Below are 16,847 nucleotides of genomic sequence, written 5' to 3' on the forward strand. Positions count from 1 at the left end.
TTAAAATTTTAAATTTGCACCTACAACAAATGATCTCAATGATGGGTATGCATCTAGCTCAACACCCTGAGTACCTTCAACTAATTTACCATCAGACACTACATCTGGAGAGAATCCAGAGAATTTTTGTGTAATAAATGGGTTAATTGCGTTTACATATAATCTGCAATAGCTAATAAAGTTGTTCTCTTTTATTGGAAGTTTATATCCTAAAGTGATGTTATTTATTCTAAAGAAATCAGCAGACTCTAAGTAATACGTTGAAGCGTAAGGAGTCAAGTTTGAAGGCGCTGGAATTGAAGATGTAGTATTTGTAGGTGTCCAAAAACCATTAGCCATAGAAGCTTCTACATTTTCTCCTCCAAATCTTTGTGCTTTTTTTCCATTATATACTTTTGCTCCTCCTGTTCCGTAACCATCAACAGAAAAGTCAATGTTTTTGTATGTCAATCCTAAAGTAACTCCATAAGTAGAAGTTGGTAAAAGAGAACCTACATATTTTTTATCTTTAAGTTCATCTAAGCCAGTCTGAGGAACTTTAGAACCATCAGCTTTGTAATACAGCATTTGACCATTTGTTGGATCAACTCCTGCGTACTCATACATATAAAAGCTACCTAATGGTTGACCTACTGATGTATTATCCAAAATTTTGGTATTTTGACCATTCCCTAAACTTCCTCCAATAATTGGATTTAGCTGAACATTTTTAAGACTCGTAAGTTCATTTTTATTATGAGAGAAATTCCCACCAACCCAATAGCTTAAATTATCATTGATTTTATCATCCCAACGCAATGCAATTTCATAACCTTTGTTAGACACTTCACCAACATGTGCAGGAGTAGCTAATGTAATTCCTGAAGTTGAATATGGTTTAACATTCAAAATTGTGTTTGTTGTATTTTTATCATACAAATCAAAAGATCCTTTTAATCTGCTATTAAACATTTCAAAATCAAAACCTCCTGAAAGTTCTTCCACAATCTCCCATGATAAATTAGGATCAACCTGAGAATTAATTGTAGTACCTGAACCAAGATCTGGATAATCTACCCCTGAAGTGAATACTTGAGTATTAAGAGGTACATTTTGATTCCCTAATCTACCCCAAGATCCTCTAAGTTTTAATAAATTAATTGGCTCTACATTACTTAAGAAGCTTTCTTTTGAAATAATCCATCCTAAACCAACAGAAGGAAATGTTCCCCAACGATTGTCTTCACTAAATTGTGATGAACCGTCACGTCTCACTGTACCAGTAAGCAAATATTTATCCATTAATTTATATTGAAAACGAGCAAAATAAGATGCCAATCTTCTTTGATTAAGTGCTTCATCTTTATAACCTGTTACATCAGCTACATTGTTAACATCTTTCAAAGACCAATAATTAGAATTTGGATTTACATTTTTTCTGTCAATCGTTAACTTTTCTCTTGTACCTTGAACATTCGCCTCAATACCTGCTGTAACTTCTACATCATGAATTTCTGCAAAAACCTTATTATAAGTTAAATAGTTTGATAAATTCCAATTAAAATACTCATCTCTGCTTCTGGTCAAAGTATTTTTATTTAAATCTAAAGGATATTTTTCTACTGTACGAGTAGGATCTGCCGATAACCAAAGAGCCACATTATCTACATAATTATACTGTTTGTAAGTATAATACTCTCCATTAAATTGTGATGTGAATTTTAAAGATTTAAGAATATCCCAATCTAATTTTAATCCTCCTTGCAAAGTAACCGATTTTTGCTGTTCATTTGTATAATCTAATTGAGCCACTGGATTTCCAACATTATTAAAAGATGTACCCGTTTCAGATACTACTCCGTTTGAAATAAATGGTACTCCATACTTACCATCCGCATAACGAACAGGAACTAATGGTGATTGTCTGTAAGCATTTGTAAATGCGCTCAAAGGCATTGGCGTATTTTTAATATTACTTACACTAAAATTTTGAGTTAATTTAACTTTTTCTGAAAGCTTGAACTCATTGTTATTTCTAAAAGTAGTACGTCCATAATCAGATCCGTTTAAAATTCCTTTTTCTTCATAATTTCCAAGACTGAAAAAGTATTTTACATTTTCTGAAGAACCTGAAACAGAAATATTGTTCTGAGTGTAAGACCCTGTTCTTGTAATTGCGTCTAACCAATTTGTGTTATACGGTTGATTAGCAGAGAATCTACCTTGTGGAAAATCGTTACTATAAGCGGCGTTACTGTAACGAACATACTCATCAGCATTTGCCATTTTTACAGTTTTTAACGGAGATCTAACTCCTGCAAAACTTTCGACATCTACAGTAAGTTTTCCTTTTCCTGCTTTGGTTGTAATCATAATTACACCATTTGCACCTCTAGTACCATAAATAGCTAATGAAGAAGCATCTTTTAATACTTCGTAAGATGTAATATCATTAGTATTAATGTTATTGATGTTATCAGTTGGCATACCATCTACTACATATAAAGGATTTCTTCCTCCTAATGCAGTACCTGCTCCCCTGATCACAACTGATGGAGTACTTCCTGGCGCATCTGAGGTAGATACCTGAACCCCAGCAGCTTTTCCTTGAATAGCTTGAGAAGCATTCATTACTTTCATTTTGGTAATTTCTTCGGACTTAATTGAGCTAACCGCCGAAGTATTATCAATTTTCTTTCTAGTACCGTACCCAATTACAACTACTTCTTTTAAGGCAGTATCTCCTGCTTCTTTTAAAGTAATAGTCATTGTTGCGGCAGTAGCTGGTACAGAAACTGAATCAAAACCCAACATAGAGACTTTTAGAATATCTCCAGGTTTTGCATTAATTGTAAAGTTTCCGTCGAAATCTGCGTCTGCAGTTGCCCTAGCGTCAGCTGAAGCAATTATTGCTCCTGGAACTCCCATTCCATTACTGTCAACTACTTTTCCTTTGATTGCTTGCGTTTGCCCCATCATATATGTAGGCAATAGCAAGAGAGCTAAAAAGCTAAAAATAAAATTTTTCATACAGTACGTAATCGTTTAAGTTAGTAGAGCCAAATTAAGCAATTACAACGTTGTAGTACATCAAATAACACTACAGCATAGCTACATCACTGTGTTAAATTTTAACTTTACCTTAATGATTATCAGCACTATAAATGTTAACAAAAATTCTTTAACATATCGTTATGATGTAGTAATGATGTATCGCAATTATATAAAAAATGATATTGAAAAATATAAAATCTGTAAAAAACAAAACCAAATCTTACAGACTTAATAAAAACTTTGACAGATTTTCGTCCTGTGTGAGGTTTAGCTTCTTTCTAAGGCGATATCTATGCAATTCTACGCCTCTAAAAGAGATATTCATCATTGGAGCAATTTCCTTAGAGGAAAGATTCATTTTAAGATAAACACACAGTTTTATATCCTTAGGAGTTAATTGAGGATATTTTTTAGAAAGATTAATAATAAATTCATTGTGAATTTGGTTCAAATTGGTTTCAAAAGTTTCCCATTCATGTTTATTCACTTCATTAATCTTAATTGCTTTTCTAATTTCGTTTTTAAGTTTGCCAAAATCTTTTTCCGTTTCCAAAATGCCTTGAATTTTATCAATCATTTCCGTTTGCTTGGCGATCGACAATGATTTGCCCGCTACTTCTGAAGATTTTGCTTGCAATTCTAATTCTAAGATGTGTTTCTCATATTCTTGAATGTTGAGTTCATTTTCTTTCTTTAACTCCATTTCAAGAATTTCTCTCTGATGTTTTAATTCTTCAGCCTGCAATTTTAATTTTTGCATATAACGAAGTTTATTCCACTTATAATAGAAAAACAAAACAGTTCCGATAATAAGAAGGTACAGTAGAATCATCCAAAAAGAAAAATACCAAGGTTCGGCAACTTTAAATTTGTAAAATGAAACTTTGTCATAAGTTGCTCCATCATGTTTGAATATTTCTACTGTATGATAACCGCTGTTTAAATTATTTAAAACAATCAATCCGTCAGAAATTGGGAGAAAATCTTTTTCTTTATCTAGCTTATAAAATAAATTTGGTTTACTAGCTCCATAAATTCCAGAAATGACATTAATCTTTAATTCTGTATTGAATTTTATTTTCTCATCAATTGGAACTAAAACGTCATTACTAAATGCTTCAATTTTTACTTCTGAGTTTTGTCTATTTTCATATTGAAGTTTAAGAGAAACAAATCCGTCATCTAGATTAAACAAATAATAATTGCCTTTCTTGAAAATTCTTAGATTCTCATTAATCAATTTCCCTTTGTAATATTTCTCTTGAATGATATTCCAAACAAACTTGTTGCCTTGCGCATAAATATGATACAAGATTCCATTTTGCAAAACCATAAAATGATCGTCGTCTATAGAAACGACATCGGTCACATTTTTAAAATTTGTATTAAACAATTCGTTTTCTTCCAATTTAGCAGATAAAGAATTGTAGGTATACCAAGAATTATTAATAAGAAAGAGTATTTCTTTTCTAAACTCAAAAATCTTTATACCAAAATCATTTTGCATCTTACTCTGCTGCGTGACATTTTCAACTTTTAGAGTATTATAGTTGTCATCTAACGAAACGCGATATAAACCACGGTAATTATCGGCTGCCCAAATTTCATTTTTTTTGTTTTGAGCAACATATTTTATTGGTTTGGCAAGATCTTTTATGATTTTATAATGAGACATATTAGAAGGATCATCGTAAACCAAAATTCCGCTATAGGTAGACTGAAAATAAGTATCATTAATACTGCTTTTAGACATATTCCATCCTCCGCTAACTCCGTTTATTTTGGTCAAAGTATTATTTTCATACGAAAAAGTACCGTCGTTATGACCAATAATATATTTTCCGTCAATTTGAGAAATATTCCAGCCTTGCCCTTGCGTATTGGGCATCATATTAAATTTTCCAGCACTGTATTCAAAAATACCGTGATTTGAAGCAATTAAATAGCCTTTATTAATAGATGCCACCGCATAGACCGATCCTAAAATACCCGAATTATCGTAAAAGAAAGAAATAGGAGAATTAACCTCAACGTGCGCAATACCATTATCTAAACCAACCCACAAATCATTTTCTTTATCCAATCCTAAACTTAAGACTGAATTATTCATTAGAACATTGTCGCGCTCAATATTTTTAAAGGAATTATTTTTTAGATCTAAAATGAAAATTCCGCGATTTCCGGTTCCAATAATTAACTTTTCGTTCTTAACAAACTTAGCCACATTAATTGTAGCCGATTTTAAAGTTTCGTTTATCGGACGATCCCAACTTTTTAATCCATTCTTTTCTACAATAAAAACTCCCTTTTTCTGTGTAAAGATGTAAGTCTCATTTTTATATTTTTCTATAGCATGAACAACTGTATTTTTTAAAACATTCCATCCCTTTGGATTTGCAATATGTTTGCCATTCATTTTATAAATTCCGTCTTTAACAGAAGCAACATATAAATTGTTATCTACACCAAAACAATAGGAAATAAGAAACGGAAATTTAATTTTCTTAATTGTTTTTCCATCATAAATAAAAACATCATTAAAAGACTGAAAATAAAGAGAACCTTTGAATCTGAATATTTTCCAGATTTCTTCGTTGTCTTTTTCATCAAATAATCTGAGGTTTTTGGTAATAGAAACATAATGCATTGTTCCATCTTTTCGATACCAATAGCCAAATTCTTTATAAGAACCAGAATAGATTTTATCTCCTTCAATAAGAATAGATCTAATAATGGTTTTGTTTGGCAGTGTATATTTTTCCCATTTTACTCCGTCGTAACGAAGCAAATAGTGATTATTTGCAAAGTACATCGCATTATCATTTCCTTGAGCCACATTCCAGATTTGATTATCTCCCTGATAATCTGATTTGCTGTAATTTTCGACAAATGGAAGTAATTCTTGAGCCTGAAGTTGTAAAGCGATGAAAAAGAAGAAAACTGATTTAAAAAGTATCGATTTCAAGATATTCGTTTTTAAACCCAAAGATACTCAATATTCATTTTTAGGACAAAAAAAACTCCTCAAGCTTGAGGAGTTTCTTTTGATGGTATTTTTATTCTAATTTTCAAGTAGCTGATAAACCTGATTTGCAATTTCGTATTCTTCGTCAGTTGGAACGACCAAAACTTTCACGGTCGATTTATCTGAATTGATTTCTCTTAATTCTTTAGAACGAATTTGATTTTTTGTTGTATCAATTTCAATTCCGAAATAATCCATGTCGGTACAAATTAGATTACGCATAAATGACGAATTTTCGCCAATTCCTGCCGTGAAAACAATTGCATCCAATCCGTTCAAAGCTGCTGCGTATGCACCAATAGTCTTTTTAATTCTATAAGCATTCATTTTTAATGCCAGCTGGCAGTCTTTATTTCCTTTTTCTGCTTCTGCTTCAATATCTCGCAAATCACTGTAACCAGTAAGTCCAAGCATTCCACTTTGTTTCAGCAAAACAGCATTTACTTCATCTGGAGTATATCCTAAATTTTTAATCATATAAAAAATAACAGATTGATCAATATCTCCAGCACGCGTTCCCATAATTAAACCGTTTGATGGCGAGAATCCCATTGAAGTATCAATACATTTTCCGTCTTTAATAGCGGCCATGCTGCAACCATTTCCTAAGTGAATGGTAATTATTTTAGAATTATCTTTTAAATAATTAATTGCTTTTTCAGACACATATTTATGGCTCGTTCCATGAAAACCATAAACACGTACTTTATTTTCTGTTAAAAGATAATTCGGAATTGCATATTTATATGCTACTTCTGGCATAGTCTGATGAAAAGCGGTGTCAAAAACAGCAATTTGTTCTGCAGAACTGAAAATTTCTTCTGCGACATTAATTCCTTCTAAATTGGCAGGATTGTGCAAAGGTGCCAATTCAAAAAGCTGTTTGATTTTTTCTTTTACTTTGTCATTGATTTTTACTGTTGCGCTAAAATCACTTCCGCCATGTACAACACGATGCCCAACAGCCGAAATTTCCGAAGTCGATTTAATTACTCCTTTTTCAGGATCCAAAAGCATATTAGCTACTTTCTGTAAACCTACTTTATGATTCGAAATTGGAAGTGTTTCTTCAATTGAAGCTGTTGCTGTTTTAAAAGTTATATTCGAAGTTTCTAAGCCAATTCTATCAATCATTCCAGAACAAATTACTTCGTTTTCTGGCATTATCATTAATTGGTATTTAATTGAAGAACTTCCTGAGTTTATAATTAGTATTTTCATTTTTTTTAAAGATTCTAAGATGCTAAGTTTCTAAGGTGCTGAGTTTTTTTAAAGACTCAAAACTTTTTATTTTATATTTTTAATGTCATGAATTAAAATTGAAATAAAGGCAATTTTTAAAGCAAATTATAATTCATAATTTACCATTAGCAATTCACAATTATTTACATTCCTTGTGCTTGAATCGCGGTAATTACCACTGTATTGATAATATCATCAACTGTACAGCCACGGCTTAAATCGTTTACAGGTTTGTTCAAACCTTGTAGCATTGGCCCAATTGCCAAAGCTCCAGTTTCTCTTTGAACAGCTTTGTAGGTGTTATTTCCTGTATTCAAATCTGGGAAAATTAATACGCTGGCTTGCCCTGCAACCTCAGAATCTGGCATTTTGCTCTTTCCTACGCTTAAATCAACTGCTGCATCGTACTGAATTGGTCCTTCAATTTTTAAATCAGGTCTTTTTTCTTTTACAATTGCTGTAGCCGTTCTTACTTTATCAACCTCATCTCCTTTTCCTGAAGATCCAGAAGAATAAGAAAGCATTGCTATTTTTGGTTCAATTCCGAAAGCTAAACTTGATTCTGCAGAAGAGATCGCAATTTCTGCCAATTGCTCTGCTGTTGGGTTTGGATTAATGGCACAGTCTCCAAAAACAGAAACTCGGTCTTCTAAACACATAAAAAATACAGAAGAAACTACAGAAGAATTGGGTTTTGTTTTGATGAATTGCAAGGCTGGTAATATAGTATGTTGCGTTGTATGCGCTGCACCAGAAACCATTCCGTCTGCGTGACCTTTGTATACCATCATGGTTCCAAAATATGATACATCTTCCATTAAATCTCTTGCCATTGTAATACTTACGTTTTTAGCTTTTCTAAGCTCATAATACGTATTAGCATAATCCTCATACATTTCAGATTCTATCGGATTGATGATATTTACTTTAGAAAAATCAAATGTAATTCCGAGTTCTGCAACTTTACTTTCGATTTGTTTTTTGTCTCCAATAATAGAAATATCAACCACATCCATGTCTAACAATCTTGATGCTTGCAGTAATAATTCTATCATCATTTCCTTCTGGCAATACGATATGTTTTCTATGCTGTTTGGCTCTTTTAACCATGTTGTACTGAAACATTTTTGGAGTCATACCTTCTGGCTGAAAAGTAATTACTCTTTGCGATAAAGCTTCAATTTCAACATACTTTTCAAAAGTATTAATTGATGTTTCAATTTTGTGTGTATTGTTAGCGTAAATCTCCGATTTAATCGAACCAATTTTATTGGTAATATGGTAAGTTCCCCCATCAACAGCAATAATTGGCACAATAGGAGAAAGTCCATCAATAAGCTTTAAAATACTTTCTTCTGGAACAATATTTCCTGTTAGAATAATTCCTGAAATCGTCGGGTAATTTGCCGATTCATTTGCTTGTAAAGCTCCTAAAATAATATCTGAACGATCTCCTGGAGTAATAACTAAAGCATTGTCATGCAAATGCACTAAATAATTGTGCAATTGCATCGCTCCAACACTGTAATGCCCAATTTCGTTATTGAGATAATTTTCTCCAAATAAAACTTTAGCATTCAATTCGTGTACAATCTCCTGCATTGTTGGGTTATTAAGGCTCGATATCAACGGAATTGTATTAACCAGCACATTTGATGGTAAACTTTTTTGCAAACTACTGGTAACCAACTCTATATTTTCTGGTTGCACTTTATTAGCAAAAACCGATAAAACCTCAACTTCTTTTACTTTAAAAGAATCATAAACCAAATACAAACTGTCTAAAAGCTCTTCTAAGGTTTTACCAACTCCAGAACCTACAATTATAGTTGGAATTCCAAGGTTTTTTGCAATTAAAACATTTAAATCTAATTCGATTGAAGTTCCTTCACCCGTAAAGCTAGTTCCTTCAACCAAAACAAAATCGAAACGTTCTTCGAGTTTTTTGTATTTCTCGATAATGGTGTCTAAAACTTCTCCTATTTTTCCTTTATTCTTTTTCTTAATCAATCTGCTTTTGGTAATGGCATAAGCATCATCAAACTCAATATCTAGGTTAAAATAGGATAAAACTGTTTCGATATGATTATCTACTTCTCCATCAACAAAATCTTCTATTATAGGTCTAAAATACCCTACTTTGGCCGTTTTACCAATCAGAATACTCATTAATCCGAGTGTAATAATTGATTTACCACTATTATGGTCGCTAGTGGCTATATATATTGCTTTACTCATAATTTATATTTTTGAAACTATATGTATTTTAAATGTAAAATTCTAAAACCAGCGTCTTTTCTTGAAATAGATTATCAATCCTATTACAAGCAAAAGCATAATCCCCATGACTACAAAATAGCCATTTTGGGTTTTGAGTTCCGGCATGTTTTCAAAGTTCATTCCGTACACTCCAACAATAAAAGTAAGCGGAATAAATATGGCCGAAATTATGGTCAGCGTTTTCATGATTTCATTCATTTTTCGGCTTTGCTCCGAGAAATAAAAGTTTGAGGCACTTTCTAATGCACTCATATCCGATTCTATCTGTTCTAAAAGTTCCAGACTTTTTTGATGCAGTCTAATAAAGAAATTAAATGTTTCTTTCTGAATTAAGCCGTTTGATTCGTCATCATCTTTAATTGTTTTTAAATAATATAAGGAATCTCTAAGTGGCACAATGGAACGTTTTAAAAAATTAAAATTATCACGATGGTTTTCAATTTTTTCAAGAATAACAGGATGTGCTCCTTTTTTAGCCTGATTAATTAATTCTTCGATTTTATCTTCTTCATCTTCAATCGTAATGTAGAAGTTTTCCATTACAGCATCAAGCAATAAATAAAGGAGATAATCTACTTTTTTAGTTCTAACAATTCCTGCGTGTGTGCGAAGACGCTCTCTGATATGCGTAAAAAAATCGCTTCGTTTTTCTTGAAAAGAGATTAGAAGTCCATCTTTCAAAATAAAACTGATTTGTTCGACACTAAGATTGTCCGAATACTCAGAAGGTAAAAGTGATTTTATATTGAAGAATAAAACGTTTTGCTGTTCTTCTAGCTTGGTTCTTTTGGTGGTATTTAATATATCGGCTAAAAGAAAATCATCAAGTTTAAAATGAGCACCAATCGTTTTAATAAGATTAATGTCATTTAAGCCATGAATATTTAACCAATTGTTTTTAGTATAATCAAAACAAGAATTTAGAGCCAAGACGGTAAACTTATCGTATTCAATAACATCGGCATCATCGTATACAAAAAGTCGCATTTCGGTCTCATGCTCTTTATGTGAGCCTGTATACTCTAAAGTAATGTGTTGCAGCTTGCGTCCTTTCTTGTATTTGATCTTTCTCATTCATGAAAATTTACAATAGTAATATTACGAAAAAGATTCCGAACAGGAAATGACAATTATCAGTTTGTGAAAAACCTATATTTAAACGAACTGTGGTGCATTTCTACATAATTGATACAAACAAAAAAACCGAGCCATTTCTGACTCGGTTTTCATATTCAATTGTAAAGACGCAATACGTCTTTACGGAGTAATTTATTTTACCTCTTCGAATTCAACGTCTTCAACGTTATCTCCAGAAGACTGCTCTTGTTGTGGAGCAGCTTGTTGACCTTCACCACCTTGAGCGTACATTGCTTCTGTAGCTGTTTTCCAAGCTGCATTAACATTGTCTAATCCTTTTTGGATTGCATCAAGATCTTGAGATTGGTGAGCCATTCTCAATTCAGTTAAAGCATATTCGATAGCTGTTTTTTGCTCATCTGTCAATTTATCTCCCAATTCTTTCAATTGACTTTCAGTTTGGAAAATAGTACTGTCAGCTTCGTTCAATTTCTCAGCTCTTTCTTTTGCAATTCTGTCAGCATCAGCATTAGCTTCAGCGTCTTTTTTCATTTTTTCGATTTCTTCAGCTGTTAATCCAGAAGAAGCTTCGATACGGATATCGTGAGATTTTCCAGTTCCTTTATCAGTTGCTGAAACTTTGATGATACCATTAGCATCGATATCGAAAGTTACTTCGATTTGAGGAACTCCTCTTGGTGCTGGTGGAATACCGTCTAAGTGGAAACGACCGATAGTTTTGTTATCAGCAGCCATAGCTCTTTCTCCTTGTAATACGTGGATTTCAACAGATGGTTGAGAATCAGCGACAGTAGAGAATACTTGAGATTTTTTAGTTGGGATAGTTGTGTTAGACTCGATTAATTTAGTCAATACACCACCCATAGTTTCGATACCTAAAGAAAGAGGTGTTACGTCAAGTAACAATACATCTTTTACATCTCCAGATAAAACTCCACCTTGAATAGCAGCTCCAATAGCAACAACCTCATCAGGGTTAACACCTTTAGATGCTTTTTTACCGAAGAATTTTTCAACTTCGTCAGCAATTCTTGGCATACGAGTAGAACCTCCTACAAGGATTACTTCGTCGATATCAGATGTAGATAAACCTGCATCTTTTAATGCTTTAGCAACTGGCTCCATAGAACGTTTTACTAAAGAATCAGATAATTGCTCAAATTTAGCTCTTGTTAATTTTTTAACTAAGTGTTTTGGTCCAGAAGCAGTAGCAGTTACGTATGGTAAGTTGATTTCTGTTTCAGCAGAAGATGATAATTCAATCTTAGCTTTCTCAGCGACTTCTTTCAAACGCTGTAATGACATTGGATCTAAACGTAAATCAATACCTTCTTCAGTTTTGAATTCGTCAGCTAACCAGTCAATAATAACTTGGTCAAAGTCATCACCACCTAAGTGAGTATCACCATTTGTAGATAATACTTCAAATACACCGTCTCCTAATTCAAGAACAGAGATATCAAAAGTACCTCCACCTAAATCGTAAACAGCAATTTTTTGATCATTTCCTTTTTTATCTAATCCGTAAGCAAGTGCAGCAGCAGTTGGCTCGTTGATGATACGCATAACTTTAAGACCAGCAATCTCTCCAGCTTCTTTTGTAGCTTGACGTTGCGCATCGTTAAAGTATGCAGGAACTGTAATAACTGCCTCAGTTACTGTTTGACCTAAATAGTCTTCAGCAGTTTTTTTCATTTTTTGAAGTGTCATTGCAGACAATTCTTGAGCAGTGTATAAACGACCGTCAATATCCACACGTGGAGTATTGTTGTCACCTTTTACTACTTTGTAAGGAACTCTTTTTGCTTCATTTTCAGTTTCAGCAAAAGTGTGTCCCATAAAACGTTTAATAGAAGCAATCGTTTTTGTAGGATTCGTTACTGCTTGTCTTTTTGCAGGATCACCTACTTTAATTTCTCCACCTTCAACAAAAGCGATGATAGATGGTGTAGTTCTTTTTCCTTCTGCGTTAGGGATAACAACTGCTTCGTTACCTTCCATTACAGAAACACAAGAGTTCGTCGTACCTAAGTCAATTCCGATTATTTTACCCATTTTTTATATATTTAATTTTGATTTTATTTTAATAACTCAGGTGGCATAAGTCAATCTTTGTGCCAATATAAAAAACTAAATAAAATTGTCAGTTTTAGCGTCAGCGCCCTAAAATCTATCTGACAACATGACATTTTCGTCGCCTGACATGTATGGCATATCGTTGTTTTACATGTCATTATTTACTTATTAACCAAATTATACTTCTTAATTTCTTTCAAAAAATATATATTTGAGACATTTTAAAAATTCTTATATTGAAAAAATGAAATGGTTCCCTTTAGTCTTATTTCTTCTGTTTTCTGGATTGGCCATTTGCCAGACAAAAAACAGCATTCAAATCACAGGAAAAATCACAGGAAAAATTCCAGACATAATTGAATATACCTTACCAATTCACGGAATCGATTATTTCGGATTTACAGATTCAGCCCAAATCGATCCAAATGGCAATTTTCAAATTATTATCCCATTAGATAAAACTTCTTTTATTGATTTATCCAACAGTTACAAATCTTACGGAACTCTAATTGCAGAGCCAGGTATGGTTTATAAAGTCACCATTAATACTGAGAATTCTGAAAACAAATTTGCAGTAGAATCTCCAAACCAAAAAGGTCAGGTGCTTTACAATCAAATTCCAAATCGAAGCATGATTGTAGGCGGACATTTTGAACTCGAAACAAAAAAATATCTGCAAGACAGTATTCCTTCAGAAATAGAACAAAAAATAGAGCAAAGCAAAGAAGCTGAAATGGCAGGATTTAAAAAGCTTCTTAAAGAAAAAGTAATTTCAAAAGATTTTTATCATCTCGTAGAAATAGACCGAGATTATTTTCATAAGGGAATACAAGGAAGTCTCGCTTTTATTAACTATTTGTTTGTGGCAGAAAACAAAAACAAACTTTCCAACGAACAATTTACTAAAATGTGGAAAGAAATTTTCCAATCAAATCCTGTTACAAATCCTGAGCTTTTAAGTTCACCATGGTTTTATTTTTATGTCGAAAATTTTCTTCGTTACAACGAATTAATTCTTGAAAAAACAGATCCTAAAATATTAGCTGAATTTCATAAAAAAGGCCAGATTCATACACATAACATAGACAATGCAAAAAAATATTTGTCAGGACTTCAGTTAGAATATTACTTTGCCGCCTACATTTATTATGAAGCGATAAACAATAATTACGAAAAAGAATTAATTACTCTTTTCGATCTATTCAAAAAAGAATATCCTTCAAGTTCGTATACGCCCTTTTTGGAACCCGTTATTATACCAATTATTGCCTTTCAAAATAAACAGGCGGAACCATTAAATGAAAAAGTTAAATTCGTAAACAATGCTTCACACCTTAACTCTGTAAATGATGTTATAAAAAGTCTAAACGGAAAACAATATTACATTGATATTTGGGCGACATGGTGTGGTCCTTGTAAAGCCGAATTTAAAGACAATGCGAAACTTTACCAATTGTTAAAATCAAAGAATATAACGATGGTTTATATCTCTATCGATAAAGAAAGTAGAGAAAAACAATGGAAAGAAATGATTCATTTTTATAATTTAGAAGGATATCACATTAGGGCAAATGAAAAATTAGACGCCAATTTAAGAAGCCTATATGGTAATCAGTCTATGGGAATTCCATGGCATTTTTTGACAAACGAAACCGGAGATATTATAAAGAAAAATATTAGCGGCCCATCTGAAATAGAAAATTTAGAAAAACAGCTAAACAACAATTAAATACCAGAATGGAAAACTACACCATCATCATTTTCATATTAGCCATTGTAATTGGTCTTTCTGCGTTTGCAGAAAAATCAAAACTTCCCTACCCGATTCTTCTTGTTATTGTCGGAGTTGGAATTGGTTTTATTCCAACAATGAATGAAATCGAAATTAATCCAGAAATTATTTTCTTGATTTTTCTTCCTCCATTGCTTTATGATGCTTCTTTTAATATTTCTCCTAAACATTTTAAAACAAATTTAAGCACAATCAGCACTTTAGCGATTCCGTTAGTATTTCTTACTACATTCTGGATTGCGGTTGTTTCTCATTACATGATTCCAGGCATGACATGGCCTTTGTCTTTTGTACTTGGAGCTATTCTTTCTGCCACAGATGCTGTTGCGGCTGTAAATATTACAAAAGGTCTTGGCATACCCGAAAAAACACTTACAATATTAGAAGGCGAAAGTCTTATTAATGATGCTTCTGCTCTTGTTGCTTATCGCTTTGCAGTTGCAACCGCAATGGGTTCAGCATTCATTATCTGGAAAGCCGCTTTTCAGTTTGTTTTCTTGCTCGGAGGCGGTTTTTTGGTAGGTGTAGTAATGGGAAAAATATTAGGAATCATACTTAGAACAGTTAGAAACAACATTAATGTCGTTGTGAGTTTTATGCTTTTAATGCCTTTTCTCACCTATCTTGTTGCCGAGCATTTACACGTTTCTGGGGTTATAGCAGTTGTTTTCTTAGGTTTGGCAATGGCGCGTTTAAGCAGTAAAGCTTTTCCTGACCACTTAAAAAACAGCTCCAAAAGTCTTTGGGATGTTATTATCTTTTTACTCAACGGATTAATTTTCATCTTAATCGGACTCAATTTTAGATATGTTCTAGAAGATATAGAGAATGATATGATTTTGCCTTACATTGGTTACGCTGTAGTTATTACAATCGTTGCACTATTAACCAGAATGACAAGGGTCTTTTTTCAGAAGAAAAATCTGCAGAAAGCCTTTCAAAGCAATAAAAAGGGAAAACGAAAAATTAGTGAGCATGCCCTACTCGATTTTGGCAACAGCCTAATTATAAGCTGGTCAGGAATGCGAGGCATTGTTTCTTTGGCAATTGCTATGGGACTTCCAAAATTTTTAGAAGATGGAACTCCGTTTCCACATCGCAATGCCATCATTTTTATTTCTATAGCAACGGTATTATTGACTCTGATTGGGCAAGGATTAACACTGCCATGGATTGTTAAAAAAATAAAACAAATAGAAGAGAAAAAACAACTAAACCAACAGACTCCCAAAACAAATATTGACTAACTAACCTCAAAAAACGATGGAACAGGAATTAAAAGGCCAATTTGACGAATTTGAAAAACCAGAAATAATAAGACGTAAATTGCTCCCTTGGTGGATCAAAATCTTTTGCTGGATTTTTATGCTTATGAGTGTAGGTGCAATAGCTTCGCTTATTACAAATCTCTTTGTTCCAAATGTAAATTTATCTCTTTACGGATTTTCTACCAATACAGCTTATTCAGGAATTGGACTTTTTATTATCGCAGTTATGCTTTTAAAAGGATTTGCTCGCCTACTCGCTTTGGTTTGAAAAATCAAATGCCATTACGATTGCCAAAATAGATGCAATAGTTGGTATTGCAATATGTATTGCTTCACTATTCATTCTCCCTTTTAGCACTGCTGACGGTCATTTTTCTTTACGTTTAGAAATTTTGCTTCTAATTCCGTATTACTGGAAAATTAATAAAATAGAATATGAATGGGATAATCTTGAAACCATTTAAATCTTGAAAAAGTTGAATTATCATTTGATAAAATAAATGTAACTTTACTTATTTCACTGATATTCAATCAAAATCAAAAGAGATGACTTCAGATATTCTAACAACAACACAAAATTCAGAAATCGTAACCACACGAATTTTGAATTTTCCGCAAGAACTTGTTTTTAAAGCATGGAGCAATCCAGAACATTTGAAAAATTGGTGGGGACCAAAAGGTTTTACCAATACGTTTCATGAATTTGATTTTCACGAAGGCGGAATATGGAAATTTACCATGCACGGCCCTGAAAGAGGAAATTTTGAAAATGAATGCGAATTCATAAAAATAGACAAACCTAATCTTATTGCTTGGAAACGCCATTCGAAACCGCTTTTTCAGATTTTAACCACTTTTGAAACTCTTGCTGAAAATGAGACCAAAGTAGTTTTTAAAATGCTTTTTGAAACTGAGGCAGAATGCCAGAAACTAAAGCCTTATGTTGTAGATAAAAACGAAGAAAACTTTGACAAACTTGAAATTGAATTGTCTAAAATGAATTTATGAAAACATAATTCATTACATTTACCAT

Annotated in this window: 10 protein-coding genes and 1 pseudogene; 5 read left to right on the forward strand and 6 right to left on the reverse strand. The window is 32.7% G+C overall.

What is annotated here, in order from left to right; translation table 11 throughout:
- The 6 genes and pseudogenes from P5P87_RS07295 to dnaK all read right to left on the reverse strand — a co-directional run bounded on the left by P5P87_RS07295 (position 1) and on the right by dnaK (position 12,733).
- A complete protein-coding gene (locus tag P5P87_RS07295) occupies positions 1 to 3,009 on the reverse strand; it encodes a SusC/RagA family TonB-linked outer membrane protein (RefSeq protein WP_278022091.1) in 3,009 nt (1,002 codons plus the stop codon).
- A gap of 244 nt (positions 3,010 to 3,253) precedes the next feature.
- The gene (locus tag P5P87_RS07300; RefSeq protein WP_278022092.1) at positions 3,254 to 5,998 is read right to left on the reverse strand and encodes a helix-turn-helix and ligand-binding sensor domain-containing protein; all 2,745 of its coding nucleotides are present in this window, start codon (positions 5,996 to 5,998) and stop codon (positions 3,254 to 3,256) included.
- Between the two features lie 96 nt (positions 5,999 to 6,094).
- A complete protein-coding gene (locus P5P87_RS07305) occupies positions 6,095 to 7,279 on the reverse strand; it encodes an acetate/propionate family kinase (RefSeq protein ID WP_278022093.1) in 1,185 nt (394 codons plus the stop codon).
- A 164-nt stretch (positions 7,280 to 7,443) separates the two neighbouring features.
- Positions 7,444 to 9,538, reverse strand: a pseudogene (pta, locus tag P5P87_RS07310) (phosphate acetyltransferase).
- Positions 9,539 to 9,580: 42 nt separating this feature from the next.
- Positions 9,581 to 10,654 carry a magnesium/cobalt transporter CorA gene (gene corA / locus P5P87_RS07315; protein WP_278022094.1) on the reverse strand — a complete coding sequence of 358 codons (1,074 nt, stop codon included), beginning with the start codon at positions 10,652 to 10,654 and terminating at the stop codon, positions 9,581 to 9,583.
- Between the two features lie 195 nt (positions 10,655 to 10,849).
- Positions 10,850 to 12,733: a molecular chaperone DnaK gene (dnaK, locus tag P5P87_RS07320; RefSeq protein ID WP_278022095.1), complete on the reverse strand. Its 1,884-nt coding sequence runs from the start codon at positions 12,731 to 12,733 to the stop codon at positions 10,850 to 10,852.
- Positions 12,734 to 12,965: 232 nt separating this feature from the next.
- Between dnaK and P5P87_RS07325 the strand changes: the two genes are divergently transcribed.
- The 5 genes from P5P87_RS07325 (at position 12,966) to P5P87_RS07345 (ending at position 16,822) form a co-directional block, all read left to right on the forward strand.
- A complete protein-coding gene (locus P5P87_RS07325; RefSeq protein WP_278022096.1) occupies positions 12,966 to 14,483 on the forward strand; it encodes a TlpA family protein disulfide reductase in 1,518 nt (505 codons plus the stop codon).
- Positions 14,484 to 14,491: 8 nt separating this feature from the next.
- Positions 14,492 to 15,793 carry a Na+/H+ antiporter gene (locus P5P87_RS07330; RefSeq protein ID WP_278022097.1) on the forward strand — a complete coding sequence of 434 codons (1,302 nt, stop codon included), beginning with the start codon at positions 14,492 to 14,494 and terminating at the stop codon, positions 15,791 to 15,793.
- A 16-nt stretch (positions 15,794 to 15,809) separates the two neighbouring features.
- Complete coding sequence (locus tag P5P87_RS07335) at positions 15,810 to 16,082, forward strand: hypothetical protein (RefSeq protein ID WP_278022098.1); 273 nt, start codon at positions 15,810 to 15,812, stop codon at positions 16,080 to 16,082.
- On the forward strand, positions 16,057 to 16,278 hold the full coding sequence (locus P5P87_RS07340) for a hypothetical protein (protein WP_278022099.1): 222 nt from the start codon (positions 16,057 to 16,059) through the stop codon (positions 16,276 to 16,278). The genes P5P87_RS07335 and P5P87_RS07340 overlap by 26 nt, the downstream gene beginning before the upstream one ends.
- A gap of 82 nt (positions 16,279 to 16,360) precedes the next feature.
- Positions 16,361 to 16,822, forward strand: a complete 462-nt coding sequence (locus P5P87_RS07345; protein ID WP_278022100.1) for an SRPBCC family protein — start codon at positions 16,361 to 16,363, stop codon at positions 16,820 to 16,822.
- Positions 16,823 to 16,847: the final 25 nt, after the last annotated feature.

The organism is Flavobacterium ginsengisoli, from assembly GCF_029625315.1.
In the GTDB taxonomy this organism is placed as follows: Bacteria; Bacteroidota; Bacteroidia; order Flavobacteriales; family Flavobacteriaceae; genus Flavobacterium; species Flavobacterium ginsengisoli.

What these genes read in the sequence shown, in the direction of transcription:
- P5P87_RS07295 (WP_278022091.1), bottom strand. Translation starts at nt 3,009, where the DNA reads ATGAAAAATTTTATTTTTAGCTTTTTAGCTCTCTTGCTATTGCCTACA.
- P5P87_RS07305 (WP_278022093.1), bottom strand. Translation starts at nt 7,279, where the DNA reads ATGAAAATACTAATTATAAACTCAGGAAGTTCTTCAATTAAATACCAA.
- corA (WP_278022094.1), bottom strand. Translation starts at nt 10,654, where the DNA reads ATGAGAAAGATCAAATACAAGAAAGGACGCAAGCTGCAACACATTACT.
- dnaK (WP_278022095.1), bottom strand. Translation starts at nt 12,733, where the DNA reads ATGGGTAAAATAATCGGAATTGACTTAGGTACGACGAACTCTTGTGTT.
- P5P87_RS07330 (WP_278022097.1), top strand. Translation starts at nt 14,492, where the DNA reads ATGGAAAACTACACCATCATCATTTTCATATTAGCCATTGTAATTGGT.
- P5P87_RS07335 (WP_278022098.1), top strand. Translation starts at nt 15,810, where the DNA reads ATGGAACAGGAATTAAAAGGCCAATTTGACGAATTTGAAAAACCAGAA.
- P5P87_RS07345 (WP_278022100.1), top strand. Translation starts at nt 16,361, where the DNA reads ATGACTTCAGATATTCTAACAACAACACAAAATTCAGAAATCGTAACC.